Source organism: Gemmata algarum (assembly GCF_034097035.1).
Taxonomy (GTDB): domain Bacteria; phylum Planctomycetota; class Planctomycetia; order Gemmatales; family Gemmataceae; genus Gemmata; species Gemmata algarum.
Window position 1 is genome coordinate 149183 of sequence record NZ_JAXBLV010000013.1, and the last position, 17423, is coordinate 166605.

At 69.7% G+C, this 17423-nt stretch carries 28 protein-coding genes; 16 read left to right on the forward strand and 12 right to left on the reverse strand.

Going from position 1 to position 17423, the window contains the following annotated elements; all coding sequences use genetic code 11:
• Window positions 1–4 precede the first annotated feature (4 nt).
• A complete protein-coding gene (locus R5W23_RS03245) occupies window positions 5–613 on the reverse strand; it encodes a hypothetical protein (protein WP_320685084.1) in 609 nt (202 codons plus the stop codon).
• Between the two features lie 97 nt (window positions 614–710).
• On the opposite strand from R5W23_RS03245, the gene R5W23_RS03250 reads away from it, so the two are divergent.
• The 12 genes from R5W23_RS03250 (at window position 711) to R5W23_RS03305 (ending at window position 10387) form a co-directional block, all read left to right on the forward strand.
• The gene (locus R5W23_RS03250; protein WP_320685085.1) at window positions 711–2000 is read left to right on the forward strand and encodes a phage portal protein; all 1290 of its coding nucleotides are present in this window, start codon (window positions 711–713) and stop codon (window positions 1998–2000) included.
• Window positions 1963–2514: an HK97 family phage prohead protease gene (locus R5W23_RS03255; RefSeq protein ID WP_320685086.1), complete on the forward strand. Its 552-nt coding sequence runs from the start codon at window positions 1963–1965 to the stop codon at window positions 2512–2514. Before R5W23_RS03250 ends, R5W23_RS03255 begins: the two co-directional genes overlap by 38 nt.
• A gap of 63 nt (window positions 2515–2577) precedes the next feature.
• Window positions 2578–3924: a phage major capsid protein gene (locus R5W23_RS03260; protein ID WP_320685087.1), complete on the forward strand. Its 1347-nt coding sequence runs from the start codon at window positions 2578–2580 to the stop codon at window positions 3922–3924.
• Between the two features lie 13 nt (window positions 3925–3937).
• Window positions 3938–4534, forward strand: a complete 597-nt coding sequence (locus tag R5W23_RS03265) for a head-tail connector protein (protein ID WP_320685088.1) — start codon at window positions 3938–3940, stop codon at window positions 4532–4534.
• Window positions 4534–4848 (forward strand): phage head completion protein, encoded by a 315-nt coding sequence (locus R5W23_RS03270; RefSeq protein WP_320685089.1) that lies wholly within the window; start codon window positions 4534–4536, stop codon window positions 4846–4848. The genes R5W23_RS03265 and R5W23_RS03270 overlap by 1 nt, the downstream gene beginning before the upstream one ends.
• A 1-nt stretch (window position 4849) precedes the next feature.
• The gene (locus R5W23_RS03275) at window positions 4850–5320 is read left to right on the forward strand and encodes an HK97-gp10 family putative phage morphogenesis protein (protein WP_320685090.1); all 471 of its coding nucleotides are present in this window, start codon (window positions 4850–4852) and stop codon (window positions 5318–5320) included.
• A gap of 21 nt (window positions 5321–5341) precedes the next feature.
• A complete protein-coding gene (locus tag R5W23_RS03280) occupies window positions 5342–5818 on the forward strand; it encodes a hypothetical protein (RefSeq protein WP_320685091.1) in 477 nt (158 codons plus the stop codon).
• Entirely contained in the window at window positions 5815–6147 is a 333-nt protein-coding gene (locus R5W23_RS03285; RefSeq protein WP_320685092.1) for a hypothetical protein, read from the forward strand. Before R5W23_RS03280 ends, R5W23_RS03285 begins: the two co-directional genes overlap by 4 nt.
• Before the next feature lie 17 nt (window positions 6148–6164).
• Window positions 6165–6479, forward strand: a complete 315-nt coding sequence (locus R5W23_RS03290; RefSeq protein WP_320685093.1) for a hypothetical protein — start codon at window positions 6165–6167, stop codon at window positions 6477–6479.
• Window positions 6476–8233 (forward strand): hypothetical protein, encoded by a 1758-nt coding sequence (locus tag R5W23_RS03295; protein WP_320685094.1) that lies wholly within the window; start codon window positions 6476–6478, stop codon window positions 8231–8233. Before R5W23_RS03290 ends, R5W23_RS03295 begins: the two co-directional genes overlap by 4 nt.
• A gap of 18 nt (window positions 8234–8251) precedes the next feature.
• Window positions 8252–9214: a hypothetical protein gene (locus R5W23_RS03300; protein WP_320685095.1), complete on the forward strand. Its 963-nt coding sequence runs from the start codon at window positions 8252–8254 to the stop codon at window positions 9212–9214.
• A 9-nt stretch (window positions 9215–9223) separates the two neighbouring features.
• The gene (locus R5W23_RS03305; protein WP_320685096.1) at window positions 9224–10387 is read left to right on the forward strand and encodes a hypothetical protein; all 1164 of its coding nucleotides are present in this window, start codon (window positions 9224–9226) and stop codon (window positions 10385–10387) included.
• On the opposite strand, the gene R5W23_RS03310 is transcribed toward R5W23_RS03305, so the two are convergent.
• Window positions 10371–10673, reverse strand: a complete 303-nt coding sequence (locus tag R5W23_RS03310; protein WP_320685097.1) for a hypothetical protein — start codon at window positions 10671–10673, stop codon at window positions 10371–10373. The genes R5W23_RS03305 and R5W23_RS03310 overlap by 17 nt on opposite strands.
• A 391-nt stretch (window positions 10674–11064) precedes the next feature.
• Between R5W23_RS03310 and R5W23_RS03315 the strand changes: the two genes are divergently transcribed.
• The 3 genes from R5W23_RS03315 to R5W23_RS03325 are packed head-to-tail and all read left to right on the forward strand — an operon-like array spanning window position 11065 to window position 13422.
• Window positions 11065–11421, forward strand: a complete 357-nt coding sequence (locus R5W23_RS03315) for a hypothetical protein (RefSeq protein ID WP_320685098.1) — start codon at window positions 11065–11067, stop codon at window positions 11419–11421.
• A gap of 46 nt (window positions 11422–11467) precedes the next feature.
• Window positions 11468–13018: a hypothetical protein gene (locus R5W23_RS03320; RefSeq protein ID WP_320685099.1), complete on the forward strand. Its 1551-nt coding sequence runs from the start codon at window positions 11468–11470 to the stop codon at window positions 13016–13018.
• A 5-nt stretch (window positions 13019–13023) separates the two neighbouring features.
• On the forward strand, window positions 13024–13422 hold the full coding sequence (locus R5W23_RS03325; protein WP_320685100.1) for a hypothetical protein: 399 nt from the start codon (window positions 13024–13026) through the stop codon (window positions 13420–13422).
• Here R5W23_RS03325 and R5W23_RS03330 read toward each other — a convergent pair.
• Genes R5W23_RS03330 through R5W23_RS03345 form a run of 4 tightly spaced genes read right to left on the reverse strand, consistent with a single transcriptional unit; the run spans window position 13409 to window position 14395 of the window.
• Window positions 13409–13729, reverse strand: coding sequence for a sigma factor-like helix-turn-helix DNA-binding protein (locus tag R5W23_RS03330; RefSeq protein WP_320685101.1), 321 nt, complete (start codon window positions 13727–13729; stop codon window positions 13409–13411). The two genes, R5W23_RS03325 and R5W23_RS03330, sit on opposite strands and share 14 nt — an antisense overlap.
• Before the next feature lie 13 nt (window positions 13730–13742).
• Window positions 13743–13988, reverse strand: a complete 246-nt coding sequence (locus tag R5W23_RS03335) for a hypothetical protein (RefSeq protein ID WP_320685102.1) — start codon at window positions 13986–13988, stop codon at window positions 13743–13745.
• The gene (locus R5W23_RS03340) at window positions 13976–14179 is read right to left on the reverse strand and encodes a hypothetical protein (RefSeq protein ID WP_320685103.1); all 204 of its coding nucleotides are present in this window, start codon (window positions 14177–14179) and stop codon (window positions 13976–13978) included. The genes R5W23_RS03335 and R5W23_RS03340 overlap by 13 nt, the downstream gene beginning before the upstream one ends.
• A gap of 21 nt (window positions 14180–14200) precedes the next feature.
• Window positions 14201–14395: a hypothetical protein gene (locus R5W23_RS03345; RefSeq protein WP_320685104.1), complete on the reverse strand. Its 195-nt coding sequence runs from the start codon at window positions 14393–14395 to the stop codon at window positions 14201–14203.
• A 154-nt stretch (window positions 14396–14549) separates the two neighbouring features.
• Here R5W23_RS03345 and R5W23_RS03350 point away from each other — a divergent pair, with 154 nt between their 5' ends.
• Window positions 14550–14792: a hypothetical protein gene (locus R5W23_RS03350; RefSeq protein WP_320685105.1), complete on the forward strand. Its 243-nt coding sequence runs from the start codon at window positions 14550–14552 to the stop codon at window positions 14790–14792.
• Here R5W23_RS03350 and R5W23_RS03355 read toward each other — a convergent pair whose 3' ends face one another.
• The 6 genes from R5W23_RS03355 to R5W23_RS03380 form a co-directional block, all read right to left on the reverse strand.
• Window positions 14793–15272 carry a hypothetical protein gene (locus R5W23_RS03355; protein WP_320685106.1) on the reverse strand — a complete coding sequence of 160 codons (480 nt, stop codon included), beginning with the start codon at window positions 15270–15272 and terminating at the stop codon, window positions 14793–14795.
• Entirely contained in the window at window positions 15269–16108 is an 840-nt protein-coding gene (locus tag R5W23_RS03360; RefSeq protein WP_320685107.1) for a Lar family restriction alleviation protein, read from the reverse strand. The genes R5W23_RS03355 and R5W23_RS03360 overlap by 4 nt, the downstream gene beginning before the upstream one ends.
• Window positions 16105–16704 carry a DUF6166 domain-containing protein gene (locus tag R5W23_RS03365; protein ID WP_320685108.1) on the reverse strand — a complete coding sequence of 200 codons (600 nt, stop codon included), beginning with the start codon at window positions 16702–16704 and terminating at the stop codon, window positions 16105–16107. The genes R5W23_RS03360 and R5W23_RS03365 overlap by 4 nt, the downstream gene beginning before the upstream one ends.
• On the reverse strand, window positions 16701–16955 hold the full coding sequence (locus R5W23_RS03370; protein ID WP_320685109.1) for a hypothetical protein: 255 nt from the start codon (window positions 16953–16955) through the stop codon (window positions 16701–16703). Before R5W23_RS03370 ends, R5W23_RS03365 begins: the two co-directional genes overlap by 4 nt.
• Window positions 16952–17167: a hypothetical protein gene (locus tag R5W23_RS03375; RefSeq protein WP_320685110.1), complete on the reverse strand. Its 216-nt coding sequence runs from the start codon at window positions 17165–17167 to the stop codon at window positions 16952–16954. The genes R5W23_RS03370 and R5W23_RS03375 overlap by 4 nt, the downstream gene beginning before the upstream one ends.
• The coding region (locus R5W23_RS03380) for a hypothetical protein (RefSeq protein WP_320685111.1) at window positions 17164–17423 on the reverse strand (260 nt) is incomplete at its 5' end. The genes R5W23_RS03375 and R5W23_RS03380, both read right to left, overlap by 4 nt.

Below are 17423 nucleotides of genomic sequence, written 5' to 3' on the forward strand. Positions count from 1 at the left end.
CAGTCTACTTCTGTTCGTAGGTGGCTTGGCCCATGAAAGCGTAGTTGGGGACCATGTCGAGAAATTTGGTTTGCAGATCGGGCTTGGAGTCGAGATCCGCTTGGTAGCGCTCAATGGACGACTCGAAGGACTGTAGCAGCACCCCTAGAGACACCCCCCAGAATTCGCGTGCTTGCGGATGCCGAACGATGAGGGCGCCTGACCAGTCGTTGTTCAAAACGAATTTGTAGGTCTGGCCTTTGGCTTTGGAGTAAAGGCCAAAGGAGTGCAGAAGTGCATTCCGCAATTGATAAATCGCCTCGCACTCTTCTTCGGTCCGCTCATCTAGGTAAGCCTTGAGGAAACCCGTAAAGCGAGCGCCAACACCTCCCGCGCCCTGATCAGTACCGGCATGGAACTTCGCCAAGAGGTCGATACCAGCCATGATTGTCATGGCACCAGGAAACAAAACTGGTGCATGCTGCCCGTGGGTCCGGGTGTCTGGATCGACACCTAAACACTGGAGCGCATCACGGCGCACCAAGTACAGCACGCTGAGGTCGCCCGCAGAGGGCCGGCAGTTTGGAGCCAAAAAGAAGCGATCGGCCTCGGGCGAGAACATCGGATAACTCACGTCGAATTTTTGGGATGCGTGGGATTAGCGTAACAACTCAAAATCCCCCTCCGCAAGTTCGGTAGTTCGCGGGTGGAGGCGGCGGCTACATAGCCGCATGAAGTGGCTCAACCCCCGAAACTGGTTCCGTGGATCCGCCGAGGTCAAGCGGGACATCACGTATGACCAGCTCGCCGCGCTCGGTATGGTGCCGGCTCGCCTCGGGGGGGAGGCCCGGCCCGTCAGCGCCGCCGAGGCGATGGGCATCAGCGCCGTCTTCTGCGCCGATCGGGTGATCAGTGAGGACCTCGCGTCGTCGCCGATGTGCGTCTACAGCGGGCACCGCCTCGAAGAAGGCGCCAAGCCGCTTTACGACGACCCGGTAACGCAACTGCTCCAACGGCCCAACCCGGAGATGACGGGGCCGGTGTTCTGGGCGCAGCTCCAGCACAACGCCAACATGTGGGGTTTCGGGGTCGCGGAGATCGCCCGGGACAGAGCCGGGCGGCCGCGCGAGCTGTGGCCGCTCGAATCCCACCAGGTGCGGATCGACCGGGACGCCTACGGGCGGCTCACGTTCGAGGCGCCCGAGTATTCCGCCCCGGTGCCGTCGGGCCGTTACGTGAAGCTCGACGCCTCCGACGTGCTCTTTCTTCCCGGCTTCACTCCCAACGGGTCCGTCGGCTACCAGCTCCTCCAAACGGCTCGCATGACGTTCGGGATGGCCGTAGCTGCCCAGCGGTTCGGGGCGGCGCGGTTCCGCCGCGGGTTGAGCCCGACCGGAGCGATCGAGGTACAGGGCGAGCTGACGCCGCAGGCGCTGGAGAACATGCGCCAGAGCTGGGACGCGCTGCACGCCGGAGAGGACAACGCCGGGCGCCCCTTGCTGCTGGAAAGCGGCACGAAGTGGACCCCGTTCCAGCTCGCGCACAACGACCAGTTGCAGCTCGCGGAGTTGTCCGAGTTCCTGGTGGATGAGGTGGCCCGGTTCTTCAACATCTCCCCCGTGAAGCTCCACAAGCTCGGCCGCGCCACCTGGTCGAACCTGGAGCAGCTCAACCGCGACCACGTCTCCGGTTGCCTCGGCCCCTGGATCACGAAGCGGGACGCCGAGGTTGACCTGAAGCTGCTCGGCCCCGGGCGGCACTGCCGGCACATCACCGACCGGCTGTTGATCGCCGACACCCAGACCCGCTTCACGGCTTGGCAATCCGCACTCACCGCGGGCTGGATGACGGTGAACGAGGTTCGGGGCCGTGAGGACCTCTCGCCGAAGCCCGGGGGCGACGTGCTCCGGCTGCCGCTCAACCAGGCCCCGGCGACAGCGTCGCCGGCGAACCCCACCGACACGACCCCCGAGGCCCCGACCGATGGAACCGGAACCGATTCGCCGGGCGCTGCTGAGTGAGATCAGCGCCGCCGGCGGGAAGAAGCTGCGCGGGCTGATCGCGTACAACGCGCCGACCCAGATATTCGAGCGCGGGAAGCGGTTCACGGAAGTGATCCGGCCCGGGGCGTTCCGCCGCTCGCTCGCGTCCGGGCGGGACGTGCTGTCCACCTTCAACCACGACGTGAACCGCCTGCTCGGCCGCACGTCGTCGGGCACGCTCGCGCTCACCGACACCCCCGAAGGCCTCCGGTTCGAGGTGGCGCTCCCGGAGAGCGCCGCGGACGTGCGGGAGCTGCTCTTACGGGGCGACCTGCGCGGCAGCTCCTTCTTCGCGTTCCCCCACCGCGACGGCGGGGAGAAGTGGACCGGGGACCTGCGCGAACTCACGTCGCTCGAACTGGTCGAACTGGGGCCGGTGGTGAACCCGGCTTACGTCACCTCGACCGCCGAATACCGGTCCGCCGAACCGGCGCCGCCGGCGAGCGGAACGGCTCTCAGCGCCGCCCTGGTGGCGCTCATGCAGCGATCCTGACGGGCTGCAGGGTACATACCCCCACACACTCGACCTCCGAACCCGCGACCCCGCGAGACCACCGTGAACGAACTGCTCCAGCTCAAAGAGAAGCGCGCGACCCTACTGGCCGCGGCGAAGGAAATCATCGCCCGGGCGCAGGCGCGGCCGGAAGCCGAACGGGACCTGACGGCGGAAGAGAACACCAAGGTCGATCAGATCTACGCCGAGTTCGACAAGCACGGCCGGCGGATCGAAACGCTGGAGCGGATGAGCACCCTGGAACGGGCCGAAGCGCAGCTCAACGAGGTCACCCGCCGGACCGCCCCGTCCCGCCCGGCGTCGGTGCTCGACCACGCCACCCCGCCGAACAGCGCCGAGGCCGTTCGCACCTGGATGCTCCGCGGGCACGGCACCATCACGCAGGAGCAGATCCTCAACGCCTCGCTGTGCGGCGTTGACGTGAACTCCGCGGCCCTCACCATCCGCTTCAACGCTAACGGCGTGGTGGGGGTCTACAGCGGGGACCCGACCAGCGGCGGGCCGGTGCGTCGTGACATCGCCACCACGTCCGGCTCCTCGGCAATGGTGCAGTGGAAGGAGTTCACCAGCAGCTTCGATAAGGCGCTCCAGTTCCGCGGGCGCGTGCTGGACCGCGTGACCCGGATCCGGACCGCGACCGGTGTAGACCTGCCGGTCCCGAAGATCGACGACACCGCGAACCGCGGCCGGTGGCTGGCGGAAGGCTCCCCGGTCACGAACACCGACCCGACCCTGGGCAGCGCCCCGCTGAAGGCGTATAAGGCCAGCTCGGACAAGGTGCCCGTCTCGATCGAGGCGCTCCAGGACGACCAGGTGTCGATGAACATGATCGTGCCCATGCTGCTCGGCGAGCGCATCGGCGGCTTGTTCAACCTGGCCGCCACCCGCGGCGCGGGCACGACCGAACCGACGGGCATCTTCACCGACGCCACCGCGTCCGGTGTGGTGCTCGCCGGCACCAACGCCAGCCCGACCTACACGTGGGACTCGTTCCTCGACCTGAAGTACAGCGTGGATCCGGCCTACCGTGAGGCCCCGGCCGAGAAGCGCGGCTTCATGCTCTCCGACACCGTGTTCGGAAAGCTCCGGAAGCTCAAGGACTCGCAGAACCGGTACTACGCGGACCCGTTCCAGCCCGGCCCGGGCACGTTCGACGGGGACCCGATCTTCCTGAACAACGACGTGCTCGCCACGGGGGTGAACGCGAAGGTCGCCGCCTACGGCGACTACTCCCGGTACTGGTGGCGGGACGTGCAGGAGGTGACGTTCTACCGCCTCAACGAGGTCGGCATGTTGAACGGCCAGGTCGTGTTCCTGGCGTTCGCCCGCGCGGACGGCCGGTTGATCAACACGAGCGCCGTGAAGACCCTGGCGAACCCGGCGTCGTAACCCCCGGAGCGCGATGTACGGCCTCACCATCGTCACCCCGGCCGCGGCGCCCGTCACCGCGGCCGAGCTCCGGGACCGGCTCCGGATCAACGGCACGGCCGAGGACGGGGACCTGACGGAGTTCCTCGCGAGCGCGGTGGAGCGATTCGAGGACGACACCGGCCGCCCGGTGCTCACCACCGGCTACCGCCAGGACCTCGCCCAATGGCCGGCGGGCGGGCTGATCGTGCTCGGCCGCGGCGGGGTGACCGCGGTCACCGCGGTGAAACGGTACCTGGCGGACGGCTCGACCGAGACACTCGCGGCCGACCAGTGGCGGGCGGACCTGCTCACCCCGCCGGCCCGGGTGCAGCTCGCCGCGGTCCCGGCCCGGGTGACCACCGCGGCCGGGATCGCCGTCAGCCCGGTCGGGTGCGTCGAGTTCACCGCCGGGTGGGCCAACGCCGCGGCCGTCCCGAAACAGGTGCTGACCGCGCTGAAGCTGCTCGCGGGCCACTGGTACGAGAACCGGGAGGCCCACACGGAGAAGAAGCTCGCCGAGCTGCCGGACGGGTGGGCGCGGGTGGTGTCGCGGTACAAGCTCGGGTTGTCCGGCAGTTGGGGGCAGTGATGGCACGGGCCGGGGACTACCGCGACCGGGTGCAGTGGCTGCAACGGGTGAAGGGCAAGGACGGTTTCGGCGACCGCCGGGCCGGGGACACCTGGACCGACGCGGGCGCCTTGTGGGCCGCGATCGAGGACGTGATTGCGAACCGTGAGGGGGTGAAGGAGAGCGAGAAGCAGAAGACCAGCGCCACCGTCCGCCTGCGCAACTACCCCGGTGTCGTCGCCGGCGACAAGCTCCAGGACCTCGACGGGAACGTCTGGCTCGTGAAGACCGCGGTGAACGGGGACAACGAGCTGACCTGCGACGTGGAGCGGTGACGTGTTCAAGGTGCAGTACGACCTGAACCTGACCCCGGCCGAGCAGTTGAAGGCCTACGGGATCCGCAAAGCGATCCGCATCGCCGCGAACCGGGCCAGCGCGCCGGTGAAGGCCTCGGTGGTGAACAACGCCGAACGCATCAAGCTGCTCGGCGTCACCGCGAAGAGCATCCGCATCAAGGTGAAGGTGTACCCGGGGGACAAGTACGTCTCGATCGTGGGCACCGCGAGCAAGTTCAAACGCAAGGGGCGGAAGAAGATCACCCGCGGACCGCTGAAGGGCCAGAAGCGCACGATCCAGCCGTCCAAGTACGCCCACCTCGTCGAGTGGGGTACGAAGCGCTCCAAAGCCAAGCCGTGGTTGAAGCCGGCGAAGGAGGAGAGCGCGGGGCGGTACATCGAAGACGTCCGCCGGGAAGTGGAAAAGGAGATCGCCGCCGAGCTCGCGCGGAACAAGGTCTCAGGTACATAACCGCACACGCGAGGGGCAGAGATGATCACCGGTTTTCAGGCGGTCTTGACGGCAGACGACGGCGGCAACGGCGGCGCGACGGGAGGCACCTCGACCAAGTTCGACGGGGTGACCACGTTCAGCCTGCCGTCGCTCGAAGCGGGCACCTTCGACGCCACCGAGCTCGCGCAGGACGACGGCGGCGGCACCCCGGCCCCGGACCCGTTCGAGCGCGAGCACCCGACCGGCCTCATCAAGATCGGGAAGACCCCGTGTGAGATGAAATACACCAAGGCGAACTACCAGCGCCTGGTGGGGCTGTTGAAGAAGGGCGCGGCCGGGGCGGAGTACACGTTCCTGCTGACCTCGCCCGACGACCAGACGGCCGGCACCGCGACCAAGCTCACCGTGACCGCAAAGGGGTTCGTGAGCAAGGTCGATGCGGTCAAGTTCGAGAAGGGCAACCCGGTGTCGATTCCGTTCGAGATGACCACCCGAAAGCAACCCACCTACGCATGAGCACCACACTCCGCGACCGCCTGAAAAGCCGTCTCCGCTCCGCCCGCCCGGTCACGGTAGCCGGCGTCCAGTACCACGTTCGGGACCTCACCGTCGCCGAACTGCGGGAGACGGACCGGCTGGCCGAGCTGCTCCCCGAAGGCCCCCAGCGGGAGGTGCGTCGGGTCGAATCGCACGCGATGTTCGCTCTGGCCGATGCGGACGGGGCGCCGCTGTTCCCCAACGGCAACACCGAGGACCTGGACACGGTCGCGCTCTTCACCCTGGACGAGCTGCGGCAGATCTGTGAGGCCTCCATCCCGTCGAAGGACGCCGCAAAAAACGCCTGACGGCGGACCCCCTTCGGTTGTGGGTGCTCCGCCTGTCGATCGCCCTCGGGCGCCTCCCCGACGAGCTGGAGCGCGTGCTCACCGCCGCGCAACTCGCCGAGTACCAGGCCCTGGTCGAACTGGACGGCCCGTGGTGGGGGGAGCGCGAGGCCTCTTACCTCCGGCAGCTCTGCTCCGTCACGGCCGCGGCGGCCGGCGCACAGATCCCTGCCGATCAGTTTCAAATCGAGTGGACCATCGGCGCCACGCCCGTGAACCTGCTCCCGTCGGCGGACGGGTTGGCGCTGTTCGCCGATTGCTTCGGCCTCGGCATTGAGGAGACCCCGGCGTGAGCCAAACCAGCATCGGCCGCGCCGCCCTGGTGCTCACCACCAACGGCAGCGGGCTCCGCTCGGGCCTCGACAAAGAGGGGCAGGGCATCAAGAAGTGGGCCGACGACACCGGCAAGACGGTCGGCGCGAAGCTCAAGGACGTGGGCGCGCCGAAGGGGGCAACGGGCGGGTTGGGGTTGGCCGCGTCGTTGGGTGCGGTTGCGGCCCCGGCCGCGGCTGCTGCCGCGGCGATCGCCACCGTGAAGAGCGCCGCGGACACGCTCCAGGACCTCGGCCGTCAGGGCGACCTGGCGACCGCCCTCGGCGTCAGCGCCCAGCAGTTCACTGGGTTGGCCGGCGTGTTCAACCGGTTCGGGATCGACGCGCAGGGCACCTCCGACGTGCTCACCGACGTGGCCGACTGGATCCAGGACGCCGCGGTCAACGGTGGCGAGTTGGCCGAGACGTTCGGGTTCCTCGGTGTGAACGCGAAGGAGCTGAACGGGCTCCGGCCGGATCAACAGTTCCTCGCGCTGGCGGACGCGTTCCAGAAGATCGACCCCACGTTGGCCGCGGGGTTGGCCGCGCGCCTCGGTGGCGACTTCCAGAAGCTGCTACCCGTGCTCCGTCAGGGCAGCGGGGCCATTCAATCGATGGGCGCGGACTTCGCCGTGTCGGCCCGCGACATGGAATCCGCCCGTGTGGCGAACCAGGCCCTCACGCAAGCCGGTACCGCGCTCGGCCAGGCGTGGCGGGCCATCTCGGTCGCGCTCGCCCCGGTCATCACCCTCATCGGTAAGGGCATCTCCGCGGCGGTCGGGCTCGCACGTCCGGCGCTCCAGGCGTATGCGTCCTACTCGCAGTGGGTGTTCGGCATCGCAAGCCGGGTCTGGAACGGCATCACCGACATCATCAGCCGGGTGTGGGACCGGATCATGGCCCGCGCGCAGCCGGTGTTCGACTGGCTCACCAGCGCGTGGGAATCGGTGCAGGAAGTCGCGGGCTGGGTGTGGGAGGGCATCCTCTCGATCGTGGTGCCCGTGGTCGAGCAGGTGGTGAGCGCCGTCGAGCAGGCGATTGACGCGGTGGCGAGCTGGACGGCCGAGCTGCTCGCCTTCACCGGCAACTGGCCCACGGCGCGCGAGGTGGTGATTGCCGCGTTCCGCGGGATCGGCACCGCCGCGGCCTACGCCTGGGACGTGATCCGCGCCGGTAACGGGATCATGGCGACCGTCGCTGGCGGGATCGTGGAGGCCCTCGGTTCCGTCGTGGTCGCGTTCCGGGACGTGATCGCGGACATGATCCGGATGGCGAAGTCGCTGCCCAAAGCGCTCGCCTTCACCTCCCCCGTGCTGGCCGGGTTGCGGCAGCTCGACGAGAACGCGGTGGGCGATTACGGCGCCAAGATCCAGGAGGCCGGGAAGCAACTGAAGGAGTGGGGCGCCGCCGCGGTGGCCGACTTCGGCGGGAGCGCCCAGCAGTTCAACACCTGGCTGGACCGGATGGTTGCGCGGCAGAAGACCGCGACGGCCGAGGTGAAGAAGGAGCAAGCGAAGGTAGTGGCGGCGGCAACCAATCAGCTCGCCGGCCCGGCGCTGATCAAAGGCACGTCGGCCGAGGTGAGCGCCCGGTTGAAGTACGAGTTCGGAGGGAAGGGGACGCCGGAGAAGCAGCTCGCCGAGACCCAGAAGCAAACCGGGGTGCTCGGTCAGATCCTCGGCGCCGCGCAGTCGATCGCCGGGAAGCCCGCCGGCGTCGAGCTCGTCCCGATGTGACCGCGGGTACATACCCGCATGGCAGTCACCAAGATCATCCCGCGCTGGCAGGACCGCGGCGCGGAGACCGACGAGAAGGGCGTCCAGACCCTCACGCGCGGGTGGATCGTCGAGACGAACGACGACCTCACCAGCGAGCAGGTGGTAATCGATTCGGTCGTGCTCGTGTACCCGACCGCGGCGCTGTACGCCCCGCACCCGCACTGGCCGCCGGCCGTCTGCCGCAAGCTCCGGGCCAAGCCCCACGAAGGCCCGCGCAACTGGCTGGTCACCGCGGATTACAGCTCCGCCCCGTTCGCCGCGAACGGCGACGGGACCGGCGGCAGCAACCCCACGTCACCGAGCGCCGGGCAATCCAACTCGGCACCGGCGAACGAGCGCGCACCGACGATCACCGTCGGCCGCAAAGAGGTGTCCAAGCCGCTCGAAAAGGACGCCGTCACCGGCGCCCGCGTGCTGAACACGCTGGGGGACCCGTTCGACCCGCCCGCGGAAGTGTTCCGCAGTAACCACGTCATCACGGCGAAGTTCTTCCGCTCCCCGGAACAGCTCGACTGGGCGAACCGGTCGAAGTGGATGGACTCGGTGAACCAGGCCACCGTCACCATCCTCGGCCGACCGTACACCGCGGCCACGCTCCGCTGCACGGAATACTCGCTCGACACGGTGTGGGAGACCGGGCCGAGCGGGATGACGTTCCTGTTCGCCATCACGGTGCAGGCCGAGTTCAACCCGGACGGGTGGCAACCCAAGATCCTCAACACCGGGCGCCGGCGGAAGGGTGCGACCAGCGGGGACCCGCCCGTTGCGATTGTGGACGCGAACGGTCAGCCCGTGACGGACCCGGTGCCGCTCGACGCGGCCGGAGTGCCGGTCGCGCCCGGGGGCGCGTACCACTACGTCGAGCCGAAGGGCTACGTGGAGAAGCAGTGGAACGGGACCGGGGGCACGTGGACCGGGGCCGGCGGGATCCTGGCGTGAGGTGCGACCGTGGCTGAGCGTCTGTACGGCCTCACCGCTCGCACCGCGGGCGACGTGAAGCAGCTCCTGGTGGACGGCGGCGCGGTGGGCGGGCGCGCGTCCAGCGGGTCCGTAGCCCGGGGCGTGGCGTGGGTGAAGGTGACCGGGGCCGCATCGTCCGGGTGGTACCCGGGCGTCGTCTCGCTCGACGAGGGCGGCACGTTCATGGACCTCACCACCGCCGTGAAGGTGAGCGCCGCGAACGCCGTCGCGCTGACCACCGGGAACCGGTACCTCTGCACCCGGACCGGCGACGACTCGGCCGGCGCCCGGTTCCGCGCGGTCGCGTTCAACTCGAGTAGCGGCGGCGGTGGGGGCGGTGGGGGCTCGGACTGCTCCTGGCTCACGGCCGTGGTGTCCGCCGACTGCTGGGAAGCGGTGTTCCCCGAAGTGGGCACGGACCCCATTCCGCTCCCGCTGGAGCTGGAGGTGGGCGGGGAAGACGAGAGCATCACCTTCGATCCCGTCACACCCTCGCTCACCTGGAAGGGTGTCGTCGGGGTGCTGAGCGGGTGCGACTGCCCCTGCGCGACGTTCGCCTTCAAGCGGGTGGAGGTGTTCCCGTGGGAGGCCCTGGCGCCCGACGTGTGCAGCCGGCTCTACTACGTGAAGGTGTGTCAGACGTGCTGTTCGATTCCCGGGTGGGGCGGGCCGGGGTGGTACTGCATCCGCGAGGCGGGTACCGACGATGCGTGTGAGCCGCAAGAGCTCACCAAAGAGGACCGGTGCGACGACACCATCGAGATTTGCGCCGGGCCGTTCGCGACACAGGCCGAGGCCGAGGCCGAGTGCGGCACGGTGTCCACCGCGTGCTGTGCTGCCGACGGGGTGCCTTCGACTCTCACGCTCACGGTGGGCGGGTCGGTCGGCGCTGGCAGCTACCCCATGACCTACGACGCCGACGGCCCCAACGGGCCGGGCTGGTACACGGGGAGCATCACCGTGGGCGAAGCCGTGGGCTACTACCGCTGGTGGTGTAACGGGGACAGTTGGACGTTGAGCCAGCTCGGGGCCGGCGGCGGGTCGGGCGGCGGCGGCACCAAGACCTGCGCGCCGTTCAGCTACACCGGCGGGTTCGGCGCGTTCAGTGGGAGCATGAGTGAGCTCGGCCCACCGTTCAGCGTGAGTGCCTGACCAGCTCGGCGCCGAGGATCAACCGCCCGCCGTCGAAGGTGACCGACCAGCGGCGGTCCGCTTCGGTGGGCGGATCCCCGACCGTGTGTGAGGCGCCGTCGAGCACCACGTTGTAGGGGCGCAGCTCCAGGACCTCGGCGTTGGGCGGCACGGTGCGGGACACCGCGACCGGCGCCCCGAAGTCGATCGGCGGGAGCGGGGCCGGTGCCGGGCGTGAGCGCGTGCGTAGGGTGCCGATCGCCAGACCGAGGACGAACACCAGCAGCAGGGGCAACACGCGGCGCATGGGTGAATCTCCAGGGGAGAATGATGAGCATTAACCAGATCCGGGAGCGCACTGTCAAGCGCCGTAGCGAAGGGGCGGACCAGACCTACCCCGAGCACCGCGGCCGGACACCGGCCCGCATTGCACTTCCCGTCTCGCGCGGGAAGTGCGACCACGAAGGGGCGATTCTGGAACACTGCCATACCTGCCAGGGGAGCGCCCGGAGCGTGAGGGAGTGCGACCTTCACGAGCGCGCGACCCGGGTGTTTGTGAGTGACCGCGTTCAAAGCTGCGAGCGGTGCCCGGACTACAAACGCACCGAGCAGGAAAACCGGACAGGCGGCGCTACGTCTGAGGGCACCGGCGGGTAGATACCCGCACTGCCAGACGCACACCAGGACGGGCGCCCGCGATGTCTCGGAATTACCTCGACCGTCAGGAACTGGCCGAGCTGGTGCGCGAGTGCCACCTCACCGGGGCGCCGAGTGACCGGCTCGGCCTCTCGCTGGCGAAGATCGCCGGTGGGGTTTGGGACCGGTTCCAGCACACCGCCGATCGCGACGACTTCGTTCAAGAGACCGTCCTTCACCTGCTCAAGACCCCGCTTCGGAAGGCCGACCCCACCGGGAACCTGTTCAGCTACTTCACCACGTGCGCGGTGAACTTCGGCTCCAAGTTGCGCGACAAGGAGCAGGGCGAGCTGCGGCGGTTCCGGGCCTACGCCAAGGACCGCCTGGATTCGGGTGAGGAGATCCCCGAGCGGGAGTAGCGGGCGGTTACATATCCGGCCCGCTCTTTCACACCGAGGCCCTCAGATGACACGATTCCGGTTCGGCGCCGCGCTGGCCCTCGCGCTGGCGTGCGGATCCGCGCACGCGCTCGAGCCCACCACTCAGCCCGTGTCCCCGCGCGGCACCCCCGCCACGATCGACGTGCCCGCGTCGCTCCACATCCGGAACACCGGGGGCCTCGGCCCCCGCGGCCCCGGTACCGGCGCCGGTCTGTGCGTGCCCACCTCGGTCCAGGTCGCGGCGCGGTGGCACGGGCTCAACGAGATGGAAGGGTTCCAGGCCTGGTGCATGCAACGGCCGGGCGGGAGCTGGCCCCAGAAGCTCGCCGCGGACATCAAGGAGTTTGCCCGATCGAAGGGCATCACCGCGCCGCGGTTCGTTCAGCACACCGGCGGGGACCCGGCGTTTCTGGAACTGGTGTACCGCACGCGGCGCATGCCCGCCCAGACCTGGACCGCGGCGCACATGGTGAACGGCGCGCACCTCGACGGCACCACGGCCGCGGTGATCGACAACAACCGCCCCGGGAACTGGCTCTGGCAGACGCGCGCCGAGTACCTCCGCGCGTGGGAGGCCTCCGGCCCGGGGTGGGTGTTCTGCTGGCTCGCGCCGCCGCCCCCGCCCGGCCGCCCGGGTGTGGTGCCGGTGGCCCCGCTGCCGTTCACCCCGGCACCCGCGCCCACGTCGCCGAGCTGCCCCGGCCCGAACTGCCCGGCCCCGACCCGGCCGCGGCCGAGCTGCCCCGGGCCGAGCTGCCCGCGGTGGCAGCACGTCGAGCTCGCCGGCGGGGAGCTGATCCACAAGCTGTTCGACGCCGACGGCACGTTACTCGGTGTCCTCGCGGCGGACGGGTGGCACATCGGGCACGGGGACGGCTGGTTGCGGGAAGCGGGCGGTGAGATCCCCGCCGAGGCCCCGCCGCTCAACCAGGCGGACGGGATCGACGTGACCAAGCTCGACGGGACGCGCTCGCGCTACTGGATCGACGGCGTGGAGGTGACCCGGGCCGAGGCCTTCACCGAGGTGCTGACCGGCGCGCCCGACGTGCTCACCGACGACAGCGGCAACCACCACCTGTCGTTCGTGCTCGACGACCCGACCGGCCTGCCCGCGGTGCTCGCCGGCGACAAGCTCCGGGACCTGGTGGCGAAGTGTCACGTGCAGGTGTACCGGCCCGATTCATGGGTCGCCCAGACGCGGCTGTCCGCGAAGGTCACGTTGCACGCGCCGGCCCCGAAGGGCGGGCAGATCCTCGGCACCGCAACCGGCACCACCGCCGAGGACCTGGTGCAACTGCTCCGGCCGCAGCTCGACCCGACCTGGAAGCCGGAACCGCCCCCGGCCCCGAAGCCCGCGCCGGCACCGCCGGCGTGCCCGAACTGCCCGAGCTGTCCGGACTGCCCCCGCTGCACACCTAAGCCTGAACCCAAGCCGGACCCGAAGGCGGAACCGCAACCGGACGTGAAGCAAGATCCCGCGGCCCCGCCGGCCGCCCCGCAGTCGGCCCCGTGGCTCGCGATCGCCGCCGCGATCGCCGCCGGACTCGCGTTCCGATCCCAAACCAAGCCGGAGTAACAACCGTGGAACTGGCCGCTCTGATCGCGTTCCTGAACTCGCCGCTCGGCGCCGCCGCCATCGTGCTGGCGGGCCTGTTCTTCCCGAAGCTGGGCGCGGTGGTGAACCCGCTGCTGAACCTGCTCAAGAAGGCCGCGCCGACCGCCACGCCGGCGGCACCCGTAACCCCCGCCCCGGCGGCCCCCGCTCCGGGGGCGCCGGCCCCCGCGCCCGTGGCCGTTCCGGAAGTGATCCCGGGGCGCCCGCTGATCAACGCCGGGCTGGCGCTGCTCGCCAAAGCGCTGGCGAAGCGGACCGGCGCGTCGGAGGCCGACGCGCTGGAGAAGTTCATCGTCACCGAGGCCTCCCGGGCGCACATCATCGCCGAGGCGAACGCCCCGCTCGACGCCACTACGGTGAAGTGATGACGCCGCGGATCCGCGTGAGCGCCCGGCGCCACGCGACGTTCACCGTCTCGCGCCGCACGCCGAGCAGCTCGGCCACCTCGGTGTGGGTGCGGTTCTCGACCAGGTGGTGAAACACCACCTCCTGCTCACGCCGTGTGAGAACGCCCCACAGGCGCTCCCACACGGCCGCCGGCCACTCGACCCCGCCTTGCCCGCGCGTGCCGTCCACGCCCGCCCGTAGCTGATTCACCGTCACCATAATGGCCCCAATAAAGCACGAGCGCCCGACCGGTCCCTCAACCGGTCGGGCGCTCGTGCTCGCCATTGTAGCCCGCCCGTCACACTTCCCAGAACACGTAGCCGTGGGCGGTGCTGTCCGCCAGCACCGGCCGCGTGCTGAGCAGCAGCTCGGCCAGCGCGCCGCCGTGGAGCTCGTCGGCCAGCAGCTCCCGGTACAAGCGGCCGGCGTCTCCGCTCAGGACCCGCCGGCCGGCGCTCATGAGCGCCAGCACCGACCCGCAGACGTCAATTTCACTGGTGGGGCCGTCGCTGAGCAGGTGGTGGGTGTGCTTCACCGCTTGCATACCCGGCCCCTCCTCTTCAGCTCCCGTTCCCAGCGCTTCTTCAGCTTCCACGCGAGCACCGCGTAGTGCTGGACCCGCTCTTCGATGCCGAGCCGCATCCAGTCCCGCATCCGCCGCTTTGTGTCCCCGATGTGCTTCGCGTAGGCGACCACTGACGCGCTCCAGTTGGTGTGAGGAAGGGGGCCGGTCACCGCGACCGGCCCCGGGTTGTGTCACTCTTCCGGTTCGCCGGTCAGGTCGATCAGCAGTTTGGTGCTCATCCCGGTCTCGCTCTCCGGGTCTTCGATCATTTCGCCGTGGAGCATGAAACCCCACTCGCCTTCCCCGTCCACCACCTTCACCTGCTTGTCCCCACCAATCTGACCCTTGAACCACTCCAGGCGGGCAATCAGCTTGTCGATCGTCATCGGTGTCTCCTGTGTGCGTCGCGTCGTTGCGACACGGGTATATTAGCTCGGTGCTAGCACCTGTCAACTCCAATAAAGCAAAAGTGCGGAGTGGCCGCGTGCGGCTTGGTGGTGTATGGTGCTAGCTGGGTGCTTGCTAACAGGAGGTGCTATCGTGCCGAGCGATCGTCAGCAGTTGAACGTCAGGCTCGACCCCGTTGCGTCCGAGCTGTGGGGCCGGCTGTTCCCGGCGGTTAAGGAGGCGCTCCGCCTCGACCTCAGTCAGTCGCAGGTGGTGGCCCTGGCCCTTCAGGCCCTTGCAAAGGAACACGGGCTGCCGTTGCAGGCACCCGTTGAGGAGGCACCCGCCCCCGCGCCAAAGGCCACCCGGAAGGCCCCGGCGCGGAAGCGGAGCTGATCACCCTCCGAACTCCTCCATCCCCGGGAGCGCTACCCGCTCCCGACCCAACGCGGCGCGGGCCATCGCCTCGGCCCGGTCCTCACACCGCCGGGCGTGCTGGTAGGCGCCGCGGTGGTCCGTGTGAGGCGTCTTGCGCTTCGCCTCGAAGTACGCCAGTTGAACCCGGCGCATTTCGAGCATGGCACGCGCGAGGTCGGTCAGCTCGCGCAGGGGCACCGTCGGGGCCGGGTCCGGCACCGGGCCGGTACCCAGCGCCTCCCGTGCAGCGGCCACCACCTTGAGCAGGTCCGACCGCTCGATGTCCTCCGGCGACATCACCACGTCGTTCACACTCCCGACCAGCTCACACAGGAGCGCGAGGACCTCCGAGAAGAGCGCCGCCCGGCCCGACGCCGTGGCCGGTCCGTGCCCGCCGGTAACCGCGGTCCGGTACCGCTGAGCCCATGAGCGGTGATCGGTGATTCGGTGGGGGATCATGCCGCACCCCCTTTCACCGCCCGGCCCCGGTTGTTCCACGCCTCGCGTGCGGCTTCCGCGGTGCTGATCATGGGCTTCGGCCCGGTGGCCTGGCACCACGGGCAGAGTACCCAGTGCGGCGGGGTGGCGACGATTTGCACGTCCCGGGACCCGCAGAAGGGGCACGGGGCCAGTCCGGTCACGGCGCTTTTGGGCGCCGGTTGCGGAGCGCTCGCCGGCGAAGTCGGCCGGGCGGTGGTGACCCGCTTGGCTTCCGGGATCGTGAGCGTCCCGGCCTTGACCTGCGCGAACACCTCCGGCGCGGCCGCCTTGATGGCCTTCGCCTCGGACACGTACCGGGGCTTTGCTCCCGCGATCGCCGCCGCCTGGTCGCGTGCCCGGGTCGGGGCCGGTGAAGGTTGTGGCACGATTGCCACAACCTTCGGGGCGTCCTTCCCGGCCGCCTGCCCGCCCTTCCGGCCCCCCTCGCGCTGGCGCTCCTTTGCCCGCTTTGCGAGCTGCGATTCCAGCTCCACCGCCAGCGCCGCCCGCTGGCCCGTGGTGAGCTGACGCCGGAGCAACGCGGCCCGGATCATGTACACGTTCGGCGCGTCGCCGCGCAGGTCCGCGTCCACGACCGGCACCGCCGGCAACCCGGCCTCGGTCGCCGCCTTCAACCGGGTGCGGCCCTCGATCACCGTTCGCGTGCCCGGTAGCACCTCGATCGGGGTGAGGATCCCGCGGGCCTTCACGTCCTCCAGGAAGGGGCCGTACTGGTCGGCGGGCATCTCCGGCACCAGCGCCGCTTCCGGGTGGAGCGACAGGGCCGCGGTCGGCAGAGTTTTCGGGGTGCTCACTCGCCACCCCCTTCCACCACCAGGGGCGCATCGGCCGCGCCGTCGCCCTCGCGCTGCCACTGCTCGACCCACCCCCGGACTTCGCCGGCGGTGGTGAGCCAGCTTGCCCCCCACTGCGAGACCGCGGCCCACATGTACCACTGGTGACAGTCCAAGGCCAACTGTGGGTCGGCGGTCGCGTCGAGCACCAGGGCGAGCGCGAGCTGGAGCGGCCCGGCGCCCGAATACCCCCACTCGAACCCGGCCGCGTAGTCGCACACGTGGCGGGACTCGTGCGGCTCCAGCACGCCGCCGCGGGTGGTGACCGCACAGTCGATCAGCCGCCCGCCGTAGGTGATCCGCACGCCCTGGTAGGTCACCCCGGCCGCCGGCGCTCCGGGTGGCGGGGGCGGGGCGCAAACGGTTGCCGTGGCGCGGGCCTCGACCGCTTCGAGCTCGATCCCCTCGACCTCACCGCGCTGGTAGGCCGATCGGGCACGCGCGACGAGCGCGCGGTGCGCGTGCGGGACCTGCGACCAGTGCCGACGACACATCAGGATCGAGGCGGGGACGTAGACCCCGCACCCGGCGACGCTGCACTTGCGAGAGGTGCTCATGCCGCACCCCCTTTGACGCTCTGAGCCAGAAGCGCGTCCGCGATCCGGTATGCGGCTTCGGCCATCTCCTCGGGACGCAGGCGCGTCGGTGCGTCGGCGAACTGAACCAGCCCGGTAATGGCCCGCCCGGCGAACCAGTCCCGCAGGCTCATGCCGGTCTGTGGGGACGTGTCGAAGTTGCCGCGCTCTTCGCGGTCCACCTCGAACCCGGACCGCGGGAACGCCGGCCCGCCGTTGTTGGGGGTGCTCAAGCGACACCCCCTTCCGCTTGCTCGGCCTCGACCTGCTGTGCGGCGGCCAGCAACTGCACCCGCAGCAGCTCGGCGTCGTTGTCCAGGTCCAGCTCGAGCGCGGGGAGCTGGTGCCGCAAGCGCGCGTCCTGGGTGCGGCGGTACTCGACCTGCAAGGACCGCACGCGGCGGACCCGCGACAGGAACTGATCGATCCGTTGGGGGGTGATCACCGGGCACCACCTTTCCCGTTCGCCAGCGACGTGACCACCGCGTCGAACGCGCCGCCCGCGTGGACCACCCGAGCGGCGCCGAGGTCTTCACCAGCCGCGGCACGTCGTAGGAGCTCCTCCCGGCGCTCCTCCGCCTGCGTGGTTCCCTGCGCGTTCCTTTCACGTACCCATGCTTGGCGAGCGGCGCCGATCGCCAAGCCCGCGTCTGGCACCATGCCGGTGGACGGCTTCCGCGGGAACTTCACCTCCAGCTCGG